8 protein-coding genes and 1 pseudogene are annotated in these 13,631 nt (G+C 71.5%); 2 read left to right on the top strand and 7 right to left on the bottom strand.

The window, feature by feature from the left end; all coding sequences use genetic code 11:
• Positions 1-400 precede the first annotated feature (400 nt).
• Both ACZ49B_RS21830 and ACZ49B_RS21825 read right to left on the bottom strand, forming a co-directional pair.
• Complete coding sequence (locus ACZ49B_RS21830) at positions 401-523, bottom strand: hypothetical protein (protein WP_468308346.1); 123 nt, start codon at positions 521-523, stop codon at positions 401-403.
• Positions 524-593: 70 nt separating this feature from the next.
• Positions 594-749 (bottom strand): annotated as a pseudogene (locus ACZ49B_RS21825) (phenylalanine 4-monooxygenase); the annotation flags it as partial.
• Positions 750-1,575: 826 nt separating this feature from the next.
• Here ACZ49B_RS21825 and ACZ49B_RS21820 point away from each other — a divergent pair.
• Complete coding sequence (locus ACZ49B_RS21820; RefSeq protein WP_468308343.1) at positions 1,576-2,160, top strand: hypothetical protein; 585 nt, start codon at positions 1,576-1,578, stop codon at positions 2,158-2,160.
• A 98-nt stretch (positions 2,161-2,258) separates the two neighbouring features.
• On the opposite strand, the gene ACZ49B_RS21815 is transcribed toward ACZ49B_RS21820, so the two are convergent.
• Entirely contained in the window at positions 2,259-2,600 is a 342-nt protein-coding gene (locus tag ACZ49B_RS21815) for a HopJ type III effector protein (RefSeq protein WP_468308341.1), read from the bottom strand.
• Between the two features lie 275 nt (positions 2,601-2,875).
• Here ACZ49B_RS21815 and ligA point away from each other — a divergent pair, with 275 nt between their 5' ends.
• On the top strand, positions 2,876-4,924 hold the full coding sequence (gene ligA, locus ACZ49B_RS21810; protein WP_468308699.1) for an NAD-dependent DNA ligase LigA: 2,049 nt from the start codon (positions 2,876-2,878) through the stop codon (positions 4,922-4,924).
• 81 nt (positions 4,925-5,005) lie between these two features.
• On the opposite strand, the gene ACZ49B_RS21805 is transcribed toward ligA, so the two are convergent.
• The 4 genes from ACZ49B_RS21805 to xdhC form a co-directional block, all read right to left on the bottom strand.
• Positions 5,006-8,929 (bottom strand): nSTAND1 domain-containing NTPase, encoded by a 3,924-nt coding sequence (locus ACZ49B_RS21805; protein WP_468308339.1) that lies wholly within the window; start codon positions 8,927-8,929, stop codon positions 5,006-5,008.
• Positions 8,926-9,357, bottom strand: a complete 432-nt coding sequence (locus ACZ49B_RS21800) for a phytanoyl-CoA dioxygenase family protein (protein WP_468308336.1) — start codon at positions 9,355-9,357, stop codon at positions 8,926-8,928. The genes ACZ49B_RS21805 and ACZ49B_RS21800 overlap by 4 nt, the downstream gene beginning before the upstream one ends.
• A 204-nt stretch (positions 9,358-9,561) precedes the next feature.
• Positions 9,562-11,133, bottom strand: coding sequence for an outer membrane protein assembly factor BamB family protein (locus ACZ49B_RS21795; RefSeq protein WP_468308334.1), 1,572 nt, complete (start codon positions 11,131-11,133; stop codon positions 9,562-9,564).
• Between the two features lie 1,663 nt (positions 11,134-12,796).
• Positions 12,797-13,630, bottom strand: a complete 834-nt coding sequence (xdhC, locus tag ACZ49B_RS21790) for a xanthine dehydrogenase accessory protein XdhC (protein ID WP_468308332.1) — start codon at positions 13,628-13,630, stop codon at positions 12,797-12,799.
• Between the last annotated feature and the right edge of the window lies 1 nt (position 13,631).

Here is a 13,631-nt window from a genome sequence, read left to right as displayed (position 1 = left end):
AGCAGCGCTACCTCGAGCCCTTCTACGGCGCCCATCGCTCCGACGGGCACGGCAGGGCTGCCCACGAGCCGAAGCCGATGCTCACCCTGCTCGCTACTGCTACTGCCCGCCCACATGCGGGGCTCAGACATGGTGCAGTACGCCCAGGGGTACCAACCTCGCCGCTGATTCGCCGGGTTACCGCGGGGAGGGCGGCGCCCTGGTGGCCCGGCCACGGTCACGGGTTCGTCCCCGCACGTGCGGGGAGCAGACGATCTCGACGCGGGCGAGCGTCGGCTGCCCGGCTCCATCCCCGCGGGTGCGGCGGGCAAACTCTCTGATCTGCGACTCTACGCGGGCGGCGGGGAGTTCTCGGACTTGGAGGTCAGCGGCGGCGCATCAGAGTGGCATGGCAGGTGCACTACAGCTCCTCGTCGTTGGCGATGCTGCTGAAGCGACCGCTGTGCCGGCGCGGTGCGAGGTCCGGCCCGGATGCGGGCAGAGCCGGCGAGGCGGGCGGCCCCATCCGCTGCAAGTAGGCCATGAGGTGGCACCTCTCGGGCCCGCTCGACTCCCCGGCGTACCCGCCCGGCCTGCGCCCTGGCGAGTGCGGCGTGGACCGAGCGCCATGTGGCCTGTTCGGATTCGGTGTAGTCGACGGGCGGTGACGGGTCACCGACGCGGTGGCCTTTGGCGGCGGCCGCGGTCGCGTTACGGCGGCGCACGTAGCGCGGGTCGGAGAGTGCGGGGCGATCGTGGCTGCGGCCCAGGCGGGCGCTGGACGGTGCCGGACGTCATCCCGGCTACGGTCTCGGGGCTCGGTAAGCCTTGGCGAGTCACTGCCGATCCAGGCAGTTGGTGCTGTCGTCCGGGAACCGGGCCGTGCAACCGGTCATTGCAACCGGTCATTTGACGGACTCCCTCTCCCGACTGCCAGTCAGCTGCCATGCTGAGTAGCTGAACTCTCACCAACCCTCTTGGAGGGCATCGTGGACCTGAGCGCCACCGGCGAACCCGTGATCGTGCAGGAGGACACCCAGGTCCATGTCGGTGCCAGACCTTCGGGCAGGCACTCAAAGAGGCTTATGACGGCCCTAGGGCTGGCGTTCCCGCCGCGATCTGGAAGAGCGCGGCCCTCGCCGTGACCTCTGCCGGAGACGCCGGCATCACCTACGCGCCCCCTCGCCCGGGCCTGACGTAGGAAGGTCCTGAACGGACTGGCAGCGAGGAAACCCGCGCTGTGGAAGCCGCCACCTCCTGTCTGCGCCTTCGCATTCGTCGGACCTGGGGCCGAGGTTCTTCCATTCCAGGCCCGGCCGGGCAGTCGGGGTGCTCATCCTTGCGCCGGTCCGGAGCACCTGTTCGACCTGGAGGGATACGTGACCTCCCAGCAGCTGTACGCGCGGACGTCGCCCGACGCGTTGGAGCTGCTCAACCAGCCGGCCCCGACGCGTCAGCCGCCGGCCATCACAGACCGGATCGCTCGGGCCGAGCCCAAGACCACGTCGTGCTTGCGGACCTTCTCGACACCCCTTACGGGCGCCGCCAGGACACCGCCGGCCACATCATCGAACGCTGACAGGAAGGAAGGCCAACGTGAGCCAGCACGCCATTGCGTACGTACACAGCAGGAACATCGCCGATGAGAAGGCCCGGCGGGTGTTCCTGGCCGTCGCTGAGCAGAGCAAGGGGGAGGGCGACATACTCGGCTTGAACCTGTGGGACGCCGACATCCCCGTACTCGCCCAGCGGGCCGGCCTCGACCCGGACGAGTTCCGCCGCCAGCTGCGCACGCTCAAGCAGCACGTGCGGATGGATGTCCTCGAGCACTCCGACGGCCTGTGGGAGATCGTCTACGGGCCGACGTACACCCGGCCGCCCCGGCCCCGGCCGGTGACCCCGGACGTGCTCCGGGCCGGTCCGCAGGCGTACTGGATGCCGGGCTGGGACCACTACAGCACCTGGGGCTACGACGAAGGACTGGACTGCCTGTACGCCCAGCTCTTCGCGAACCAGGACGACCCCGATGCCGCGCCCCGCATCTGGATCACCCCGCCCGGATACCAGGTCCGTACCGTCGATGAACTCGCGGCGGCCATCGCCGAGGCCCTCACCCCGTACGTACCGGTGCCGGTGCCGGCCGAAGCCGTCAAGTCCTGGCTGACCACCCCGCCACATTGAGCGGGCCCCACGCCGTAGCGGGTGGCAGGGGGGCCGCAGGGCCCGGGCTTCTACCTTCACACTGCAAGAACCTTTGGTGCTCGCCCGGATTTCGCTGTTCAGCTCTTGCGGGCCAACGGTTGCCCGGCGAAGCTCACCCCTTCCAGGCCGTGGGCCATGAGGTTGCGAATGTTGCCGTGATCAGTGTCGTTCGGCGTCGCCAGCACACTGCGGTAGTGCTCACCGAATGCCAGCAGCGCCTCTTGGTCGGTCAGCCCTTCCAGCAGGGCCAGTCCCAGCGTCTTGCAGGAACCCTCGTTCTCACCTGCGGCATTTTCCAGTTCCCCGTTGCGGAACGCCTGCGGCTGATACTCGTAGTGCGCGGCGACGAAGGCCAAGGTGTCGGCGAACTCGTGCTCACCTGACGCAAGGCTTGCCCGCAGCGAGTTCAGATCAGTCATGGTGGTTCCCCTGGGTTGAACAGACGAGCCGGTTGCCGTCCGTGACCGGACGACGATAACCCCCTCGAGGCCAGCCGGTAACGGGCGCCATCTCCGCAGGTCATGAAGTGCGACTGTGTGATTCTCCGAGAGCTGGTCTCGGTCCGGTGATCGGCCGCGAGGGCGGTCTGGTCGACAGGCCGTTGCCCGTTCCCGCCCGGTGCCGCAAGGTGGATCGGTTGCGTGCCGTGGCAAGGCGGGGTCGGGCGGTGGCGTTGTCAGTGCCGGGCAGGATGATGACGTCCATGACCGAAAACATTGCCCTGCTCTCTCCTGCCGCCTACGTCGAGGCCGTGACCACCGCCGTGGCCGCGTCGGCCGCGTACTACGGCGACGGGACCACCCCGCTCGGTGACGACGAGTACGACGGGCTGCTGCGCGCCATCGCGGCCTACGAGGAGGCCCACCCGGACGAGGTGCTCGCCGAGTCGCCGAGCGGGAAGGTGGCGGGCGGGGCGGTGCAGGGTGACGTGCCGCACTCGGTGCCGATGCTCTCCCTCGACAACGTCTTCGACGCCGACGAGCTCGCCGAGTGGGCCGCAGGGCTGGAACGGCGTCTCGGGCACCCTGTGGCCGGGTGGTGTGTGGAGCCGAAGCTCGACGGCCTCGCGGTGGCCGCCCGGTACCGGGGTGGTCGGCTCGTTCAGGTCCTCACCCGCGGCGACGGCTTGGCGGGCGAGGACATCACCCACGCCGCCGAAGCCGTCCTCGGTCTGCCGCCGGTACTCACCGAGCCGATCGACGTCGAGTTGCGCGGCGAGGTGCTGCTGACGACCGCGCAGTTCGAGGAAGCCAACCGGATCCGGCTCGCCCACGAGGCCACGCCCTTCGCGCACCCGCGCAGCGGGGCAGCCGGCACGCTGCGGGCCAAGGACCGCTCCTACCGGGTCGAGTTGACCTTCTTCGCCTACAGCGCGATCGGCCTGGACGACGTCGGCCACGTCGCTCTGCTGGAGAACCTGGCCGCGCTCGGCGCGAACACGGCCGCCAGCACGGCCGCCGCCCCGATGCGATGCGAGACCGTGGAGCAGGTGCAGGAACGCATCGACGTGATCGCCGGCCTGCGCGGAGACCTGCCGTTCGGGATCGACGGTGTCGTCGTCAAGGCCGACACGGCCGAGGACCAGCGGCAGGCAGGTAACGGCTCGCGCGCCCCGAGGTGGGCGGTGGCCCGGAAACTGGCTGCCGAACACAAGGTGACGCGCCTGCTGGCGGTGGAGTGGAACGTCGGCCGGACCGGGATCATCGCCCCGCGCGCGGTCCTGGAGCCCGTGGTCATCGACGGGGTGACGGTCACGTACGCCACGCTGCACAATCCGTCCGACATCACCCGTCGCGGGCTCATGATCGGCGACCAGGTGTTCGTGTACCGTGCCGGCGACGTGATCCCCCGGGTCGAGGCACCGCTGGTCGACCAGCGCACCGGCGCCGAAAGCCCGATCGTCTTCCCCGAGGCGTGCCCCCGCTGTGGCGACGCGATCGACACCTCCGAGCAGCGGTGGCGGTGCGTGCGCGGCCGGAGCTGTCAGGCCGTGGCCTCGGTGATCTACGCGGCCGGCCGGGACCAGCTCGACATCGAAGGTCTCGGCGGCACGCGCGCGATCCAGCTGGTGGAGGCCGGTCTGGTCAAGGACGTCGCCGACCTGTTCACGCTGACCCGCGAGCAGCTCCTCGGTCTGGAGCGGATGGGTGAGACCAGCGCCGCCAACCTCCTGGCCGCGATCGAGACCGCCCGCGGGGCCGCATTGAGCCGCGTGTTCTGCGCCCTCGGTGTCCGCGGCACCGGGCGCACGATGTCCCGCCGGATCGCCGCGTACTTCGGCTCGATGGCCGCGATCCGGGCCGCCGATGCGGACACGCTGGCCGGGGTCGACGGCATCGGCACCGAGAAGGCCCGCGTCATTGCGGCCGAACTCCTCGAACTCGCCCCGCTCCTCGACAAACTCCAGGCCCAGCAGGTCGGCACGCAGGTCACCGAGCCGCAGAAGCCCGCGACCGACGCAAACGACGGCGAGGACGCGGCGGGCGGCCCGCTGGCCGGACAGGCCGTCGTGGTAACCGGAGCCATGACCGGCCCCCTTGCGGTGTTGTCCCGGAACGAGATGAACGAGCTGATCGAGCGGGCCGGCGGAAAGGCATCGTCGTCGGTGTCCAAGCGCACCACCCTCGTGGTGGCGGGTGAGAAGGCCGGCTCCAAGCGCACCAAGGCCGAAGAACTGGGCATCCGCATCCTCGACCCCGAGGAATTCGCCGTCCTCGTCGCCGCTCTCCTCCCCACCCCCTAGGGCGGATCGAGGGAGGGAGGGGCGGCGAGGGCTTCCAGGCCGTCGATCAGGTCATCAGGGAGGTGTGGCGTCCTGGGGTGGCTAACCTGTGCCGCCTGAGTTCGGACACGGTGGGGTGTACGGCAGCTGGGGGATGAAGCGGCTCCACTGCTCGGGGCCGAGAGCGCCGCCGCTGCCCGCGCAGATGCGCCGGATCGCCTCGTCGACGGCCAGGCTCCACATGCCGACGACGCCGTCGTCGCTCGTGACGGCGAGAGTGTGCCCGTCCGGAGCGAACGTCATGGTGTAGACCGGGCCGGTGGTCAGGGTCAGCGGCTGGCCGAGGGGAGAGGGGCGGTCCGGGTCGGTCACGTCCCACCGGCTCACGGTGCCGTTGCTGCTCAGGCCGCCGACCGCGAGGGTGCGCCCGTCCGGGCTGAACGCCACGGAGGTGACGGGGCCGGCCGCCACCGCCAGGGGCTTGCCCCGGGGCGCGGGGTGGTGCAGGTCGGTCATGTTCCACAGCTGCACGGTGCCACCGCTGTTGCCGACGGCCAGAGTGTGCCCGTCGGGGCTGAACACCACCGAGGCGGCGGTGCCGGCCGGCTGCATCAGGGGCTGGCCGAGGCGGACGAGCCGGTTGTCGACCATCCGCCACACGCCGACCCTGCCGTTGCTCACGTCACCGCCGGTGGCGACCGTCCGGCCGTCGGCGGCGAACGCCAAGGACAATACGTGGTGGGTGTCGTCGTCGATGCCGGAGGCCAGCCGCCGGGGCGCGCTCGGGTTGCTCACGTCCCACAGGTGGACGGTGCCGGAGAAATCGTCACCGGCCGCGGCGAGGGTGCGCCCGTCCGGGCTGAACGCCATCGAGTGGACCGGTCCGCCGGCTCCGGCCAGCGGCGACCCGAGGGAAGCCGGGCGGCCGGGGTCGGCCGTGTTCCACAGGCTCACCGTGCCCTCCCGGCCGCCGGCGGCGAGCGTGCGCCCGTCGGGGCCGAACCTCACCGAGAGGACCGGCCCGCCGGGTCCGGCCAGGGGCGCGCCGAGCGGGGTCGGGCGGTTGCGATCGGCGGTGTTCCACAGGCTGATGGTGCCGTTCTGGTTGCCCGCGGCCAGGGTGCGCCCGTCCGGGGCGAACGCCACCGACGCGACACTGCCACCGGCTCCGGTCAGGACGGTCGCGGGCAGGCTCCACAGGTCCACGGCGCCGTCGCCGTTGCCCGCGGCCAGTCGGCGTCCGTCGGGGCTGAACGCCACGGTCATCACGCTGCTGCTGGGGCCGGCCAGGGGCAGGCCGAGCGGATAAGGGCGTTGCGGCAGGGCCACGTTCCAGCGGTGGACGGTATTGTCCGCGCTGCCCGCGGCCAGGGTCTGTCCGTCGGGGCTGAACACCACCGAAGTCACGGTGCTGGTGGGACCGGTCAGGGGAGGGCCCGGCGAGGACGGGTGCTGTGGGTCGGCGAGGTTCCAGCGGTGGACGGTACTGTCCGCGCTGCCCGCGGCCAGGCTGCGGCCGTCCGGGCTGAACGCCACCGAACTCACGCTGCTCGTGGGACCGGTCAGGGGTGGTCCCAGTGCGGCGGAGGCCTCGGGCCGGGACACGTTCCACAGTCGGACGCCCGTGTCGCCGCCGGCGGCAAGGGTGCGCCCGTCCGGGGCGAACCGCACGGAGTTGATCCTGTCCGAGGCGTCGGGGACCTTCCCCAGCAGGGTGGGGGCAGCAGGACGGCTCACGTTCCACAGGCCGATCTCTCCGAAGGCCGCTGCCGCCAGGGTGTGCCCGTCGGGGCTGAACGCCACCGAGGTGACGATGGCGAGGTCGGTGCTCACCGGCCTGCCCAGCGCGGAGGGGTGCTCCGGGTCGGTCACGTTCCACAGGTCGACGAAGCCCCCGCCTGCCCAGCTCCCTTTGGTGTGGTCACCGGTGTGCCCGGCCACGGCCAGGGTGCGCCCGTCCGGACTGAAGGCCACCGACAGCACGGAGTCCACGGCGCTGTCCATGGGCAGCCGGGGCACCAGGGTGCGGGGCCGGCCCGGGTCCCGTACGTCCCACAGCCGTATGGTGTTCTCCCCGGCGGTCCCGGTCGCCAGCGTGTTCCCGTCGGGGCTGTAGGCCACCGTCCGGACGGAGGCCCGGGTTCCCGGAAGCCTGGTGGCCAGCGGGGTGTTCTGGGTGCTCAGCAGGCGCGAGGCCGCGTCGGCGTCCGGCGCCATACGGTAGGCGACCAGGCTGAGCTGGGCCGCCAGGGAGGGATCGGCGGGCCCCAGCCGCAGCGCCTCGGCGGTGACCCGCGCGGTGATCGCCTGGTCACGTTCCCGCAGTGCTTCCGTGGCGGAGTCCTCGGCGCGGGCGTACTGCCAGACCGCGAGGCCGGCCGTCAGCACCGCGACGGCCGTCAGCGCCGACAGACCGGCCTGTATGCGGCGGCGCCTGACGCGCGTGCGTCGTTCCTGCTCACCGGAGGCGTCGAGGAACGCCCTCATGAGGGTGCTGACGTCGTCCTCGGTTTTCGAGACCCAGATCCGGGCCGCTTCCAGGCGGCTGCCGCGGTGCAACAGGGCCGGGTCCCGGTCCTCCCCCTCCCATGCGGTCGCTGCCTCCTCGAGGTCCTGGCGCACCAGATGGCCGGCCCGGTCCTGTTCGATCCACCCGTGCAGCAGGGGCCAGGCGCGCAACAGCGCCTCGTGCGTGATGGCCACGGAATCCCGGTCGCGGGTCAGCAGCCTGCCCTCGGTGAACGTCGTGACGACGAGCGCGGCGAGTTCGGGACTGGAAGAGCCACGGAGCAGCTCGTCGTACGGAACGTGGCGGCGGGCGTCGTCGGCGTCGCGGCCCACGACGACCAGGCGCATGAAGACCGACCGGGCGACCTCGGGGGCGTCCGGCGGCAGATTCTTGAAGAGGTCGTCCGCCGTCCGTTTGATGGCCTCGCGGATTCCGCCGGTGAGGCGGTACCCGTGCACGGTCAGCAGAGGGCCGCTGCGCTGTCCGTACGTGGCCCGCAGGGCGTGCGCGAGCAACGGCAGCCTGCCCGCGTACGTCGCCGTGGCCCGCTCCCCGCCGGAGCCGCCGGACCCGGACCCGCCGGGCGGCACGGCGGAGCCGAGGTCGGCGAGCAGCAGTTCGACCAGGCCCTCTTCGAGCTCCAGCCCCACGGCGTCGGCGGGAAGGCGGATCGCCTGCCTCAGCTCGTCCTCGGTCATCGGATCCAGCAGGACCGGGTCCGCCCGCAGGGCCTCGCGCAGCTGTGGACGGTCCACGCAGGCCGCGTAGAAGTCCGCCCGGACCCCCAGCACCACGAGGACCGTGGGCACGGCCGCCCGGGCCGCGGGCGGCCGGCCCAGCCGGTCCAGCAGGTCGATGAACCACGTCCGCTCGGACTCGTCGGTGCAGAGGGTGAACACTTCCTCGAGCTGGTCGACCACGACCACGAGGCCCGGTGGCCGATGCCCGCCGCCCTCCTCGCCGCCGTCCCCGAGGGCAAGCCGGTGCAGGTCGGCGAGGCACCGTCCGGGATCGGCGCGCCAGGCCGCAGCCGTCCCCGGCACGTCCGCGAGGCCGGCGGCCTGGGCCAGAGCCGTGGCGGGATGTGCCGTGGGAGTCAGGGCGAGCCGGGGCCAGTGGCGCGATCCCTCGGCCGGCACTCTGCCCTGCGCCAGTGCGGGCAGCACCCCGGCCGCCAGCAGCGAGGACTTCCCCGCCCCCGACGGGCCGATCACCACCAGCAGACCGCCCGTGCGCACCCGGGCGTCCAGCCGCTCGCAGACGAGCTGGACCACCTGGTCCCGGCCGTGGAACCAGCGCTCCTGCCCCGCCTCGAACGGCTGCAGGCCCGGGTACGGACACGGTATGTCGTCCCCCATGCCGACCGTGCGGCGTGTCCCGTCCTGATGGACGATGGTGATGCTGCTCCCGGCCACGTAGGCATTGCCGCCGTCGCTGACACGGACGACCTGATGTACGGACGAACTTGCCGGGTGTGGCGCCGAACCGGCGTCGAGAGCGGTGTCTTCCCCGCTCATTCACGGCTCTCGGTGATCGAGATGTCGCGCCCGGCCTGGTAGGCGCTGCCGCCGCCGGTGATGTGCGCCTCCTGGTGCAACGACCCGATGGTCTGCCCTGCCGCCGCACCGCTGTCGCGCAGTTGCTCGCCGATCAGCCGGCGCACCTCTTCGACGAGGTCGGGGTGCGTCGCCAGCAGCCGGACGAGCCGGGCCTGCCACTCGGCCACCAGCAACTCCCGGAACTCCGGGCCGCCGTCCGACCCCTCGGCCCGGAGCAGTTCACCACGGGCCTCGGTGAGGTCTGCCTCGATTCGCTCCGGGTGGGCCCGTCGCCACAGTGCAACGACGGCGGCCCTGGCCCCAGTCCAGCCGTCCGTAGCCAGCAGATCGATCAGCCGCGCGGCGGCGGTGGACGCCAGCGCGGCCACGCCCGGATTCAAGTCCATGGACGATTTCCCCCTCTAGGGCCTGTCTTTCGGATCATGCCGGGCTCGCGGGGCCTGGCACGCGTGCTCGCCGCGTTGTCGTCGCTCGCCAACGTCCCCCAGCTACCGCTGGGAGGTCCCCCCCGGCGTTGACTCCCTCCTCCGCCTTGCGATCGCACGCACCAAGCCCCGCTCCCTGACCCGGCCCGATCCCAAAGACAGGCCCTAGCCGTGGGCGGCGATCGCGGTCACGGTCAGGTTCGACGCGATCCAGACACGGTCGCCGCCTACCCTCCATTTGAACCCGACGTCCGGTTGTCCGGGATCGGTGTACTTCCACCGGGCCTTGCCCGTTGCGGCGTCGATGGCCCACAGGGTCTTGGTCGTGTCGGTGGCGAAGACGGTGTCGGCGGAACACCACGCCTCCCCTCCACCCAATCCTGCGCCGAGACCGGCCTTGAACATGACGTGCTCCGGGAGCACCGCCATCCATTTCACGCTGCCGTCCGCAGCGTTCAGGGCCACGAGGTCCTGCCCCACGGGGATGTAGACCGTCTTGCCGTCCACACTGGGGATCGGAGTCCCGAACCGGACCTCCGGCTGGTCCGGCCCGGCCGCCAGGTGCCACTTCTCCTCGCCGGTGACGCGGTCGAGGGCGAGGATCTTCTCCCGTCCGAGGATGAACAGCCCGTCGGCGTAGCTGGTCAGCGGCCAGCCGGGGAAGTTGAAGTTGGCGAGCGGGACAGGTTTCTGCCAGCCCCGGGCCCCCTTGCCGGCCGCGTCGATCATCACGGCCTGGCTGTTGTTCCTCTTCGTCGTCCCGGAAGCGGCCAGAAGATGGCGGCCCGACGGGGGAACGAGCACGTTGTTGATGTCCGTGCCCTTGATTCGCCACTGCTCCTGTCCGGTGGCGATGTCGAAGGCCCAGATGTAGCCGGTCATGTCCGAGTCCAGCGAGCCCGTGTAATTTCCGCCGACGTAGACGCTGCCCCCGCCGACTGCGACGTACTCGGGAAGACTCCGGAAGCTGCCCTCGGGATCCTCCACGGACACGACCCATTTGGCCTTGCCCGTAGCGGCGTCGACCGCCCCCAGCGTGTTCCCACCCTTCTGGGTCACGCCTGAGATGTAGAAGACGCCGTCGGCGAAGGCGGTGAGCGCACGGAAGCCCGAACCGATGTTGCCGACCTTCAGCGGGCTGAACACCGGTTTGCCGGCGGAGTCCAGGAAGCTCGTCGACTGATCGGCGACGAGTGCGACCACCTTGTCCGAGGCAACCAGGTGCGTGGGGGGCGAGTCCACGGTGACCGACCAGACCGGGGTCGCGTCCGGGGCGGAGAGAGGAAGCGGTGTCGGGTCGGACGAGGACGGCGACGCCGAGCCCTGGGACGGACCGCCGGAGGGGAGGGCAGAGACGCTCGAGGAGGGCAGGGGCGTCGCCACAGGCTTGGAGGACGAGCCGCCGGACCGGGCGACCGCGACGGCGACACCACCGAGGACGAGGGCACCGCCCGCCAGTCCGACGAGCACGTTCCTCCGGCTGATCCCGGCTCCCTCCGCGGCCGTGGAGGGCGGTGCCGGGGGATGGCTCGGCGGCGGGGGCACAACAAGGGGTGCCGTTCCCCCGTGGACGGCTGCCGCCTCGCCCTCGTCCACGAGCGCCGGCGGCAGCCAGCTGCCGGTGGGCACCGCAGTTCCGGCGCCGGCCAGTTGATCGAGCAACTCCGTGAGCTGCGGGCGGTCTTGTGGATCGGTGGCCAGACAGCGGCCGACAATGCCCTGAAGCGACGGGGGCACGGCCGAAACCCCTTCATCGGCGGCGCCCGGACCCGACGGCTCATGCCCGGACGCCGCGAACACCAGTGCCGCACCGAGGGAGGCCACGTCGTCGGCCGGGGTTCCTTGCCGGGGAACCACCCAGCCGATGAGGCACGGCCCCGCCTGCGCCAAGAGAACGTTGTCCGGCCGGAGGGCGCAGTGCGCCAACCCCGCAGCGTGAACGGAAGCCAGTGCTTCCGCGAGCCCCGCAGCCAGCACCCGTAGGGTCTGATCGGGCAACGGGCCGTGCGAAGTGACGGCCTGGCTGAGGGTCAGCCCAACGGGTAGGGAGGTGGCCACCCATGGCACGGACCCGTCCGGGTCAGCGTCCACCACCGGGGCGACATGACCCCCTGCCAGCGTCCGCGCGGCCCCGACCGCGGCCCCGAACCGCGCCCGAAAGCCGGCATCACCGGCCAGGCCCTCATGCACCACCTCGACCGCGACGGTCGCCCCCGCGGGCGACCGCCCCGCGTACACCGAGCCCGTCCCGTCCCTCCCCAGCCTGCCTAGCAGCACATACGACCCGACCCGCTCCGGATCCCCCGCGCCCAGACGTTCCAACGTCCTGCCCCCGATCAGTCGCACAAGGCAGTGAACTTAGCCACTCATTTGCCGCCCTGTCGACGACGATTCAAGCCAGGCTTAAGGCAACTGGGTATCCCATGAAGTGAGTTGGGCCCGAATGGCCCCTGTCCACGAACGCCTTCTGACCGGGCCGGACGACTCCGCGTCGTCACCCTCACATGTCGAGTTCGACCGCTGCCTTTACCGCCATGGGAAATGCGCTCTTCGACCCCGCGGACTCGGTGTTTTGCGCCAACGGTCCGGTCAAGGCCCGCCTTCGCCGACTGCAGGGGGCGGTGTCCAGGAGATGGACGACCCCGACGTCGCGAAGCTGGTGCCCGTCGCGCCGGCACGGGGTGGAGTGGACGGCTACCAAGCTCCGACGGAGGCGGGTGACGGCTTCCTGCGGCTCAGGGCGCGAACGACGGTCCGGATCCGGATCGGCCGGACGGGTACACGGGGGTCGGCTGAGTGGCCCGGAAGGTAGGCAGAGCGTTCCGGAGTCGTGCGGTCAGGGGTGTTCCGGCGCCGCTCATCGTGACGCCGACCTGAAACGCGGCGGGCCTCACACCACGTCGAGAAGCGCCTTGTACGAGCCGCCGAAGCCCCCGTGCTCGTCGACCAGGGGGACCTCCAGCAGCCAGTGGGCCTTCCACCCACCCGACGTCGTAGGCGGAGTGGTTGGTCATTGTCCGGCCCGATGTATGCGTCCGCCTGCGCGCACATGGGGTCGGCGGCCGGTGTTTCGCCCGCGAAGATCTTCGGCAGGTCTTCGAGGAGCCTCAGCTTGGCCGGGGCGCTGCCGAGGACGGCGGTGCGGGTGCAGTCCGTCCCGCATCCGCCGAGGAGTGGGCCGACCGCAGGGGTTGGCCGCGGGGCCCTCAGCTGCCCGGCGGCGTGGGTCGCCGACCGAGCGGCGGGCTCCCGGGCACCGACGAGGGCCCGCGGCCGCCGTCGTGGCCCGCGCTGATCTCGGGCCTGCTGATCGCCCTCGTGATGGCCACGATCATGGTCACCACCTACGTGTCCGCGCAGCACGCCGTGGTCGCCCGCGACCTGCCGTGGGGGGTGACCACTACGGGTTCGGGGCTGCCCGGTGGCGGTCCTGTTCGAGGGTCCGGAGCAGGTCTGCCGCGACGCTCACCGCGATCGTGGCGGGTTCCTTGCCGGTGATCTCGGCGATTCCGATCGGGGTCTTGATCCGGGCGATGGTGGCGGCGTCGTGGCCGCCCTCGGTGGCCAGGCGTTGCCGGAACCGCGCCCATTTGGCGGACGAGCCGATCAATCCGATCGAGCCGAGACCGGCGGTGCGCAGGGCGGCGTCGCACAGTGCGGCGTCCTCGGCGTGGTCGTGCGTCATGATCAGGACGTGGGTGCCGGGCGGCAGCTCCGTGAGCGCCTCCTCCGGAAGCAGTGGGGTGTGGTGCACGTGGATCTGCGCCACCGCATCCGCGAGTACGCCGAGTCGTTCGGCGGTGAGCATGTCGGGTCGGGTGTCGATCAGGTGCAGGTCGAGGTGGTGGCGGGCCAGGATGCGTGCCAGTTCCAGCCCGACGTGCCCGACGCCGAAGACCGCCACCGCTGGGACCACCGGCAGCGGTTCGAGCAGTACGGTGACGGCTCCGCCGCAGCACTGCACGCCGTGCCGGCCGGTGACCTTGTCGTTGAGGGCGAATTCCATCAGCTCCGGCTCCGGCTCCGGGCCGGCCGTGCCGTTCAGCTCGCGCGCCCGGTCGATGGCCACGGCCTCGATGTTGCCGCCGCCGATCGAACCCCAGGTCTCGGTCCGTCCCACGACGAGTTTGGCACCGGCCCGGCGGGGTGCGTGGCCGCGCACGGTCGCGACGGTCACGAGCACGCCGGGTTCGCGGCGTGAACGCAACCGCGCGACCGCGGCCACCCAGCTCATG

The organism is Streptomyces sp. NPDC031132, assembly GCF_055570595.1.
Note: the sequence above shows the minus strand (reverse complement) of the source record. Positions and strands in the feature narration are given on the sequence as shown.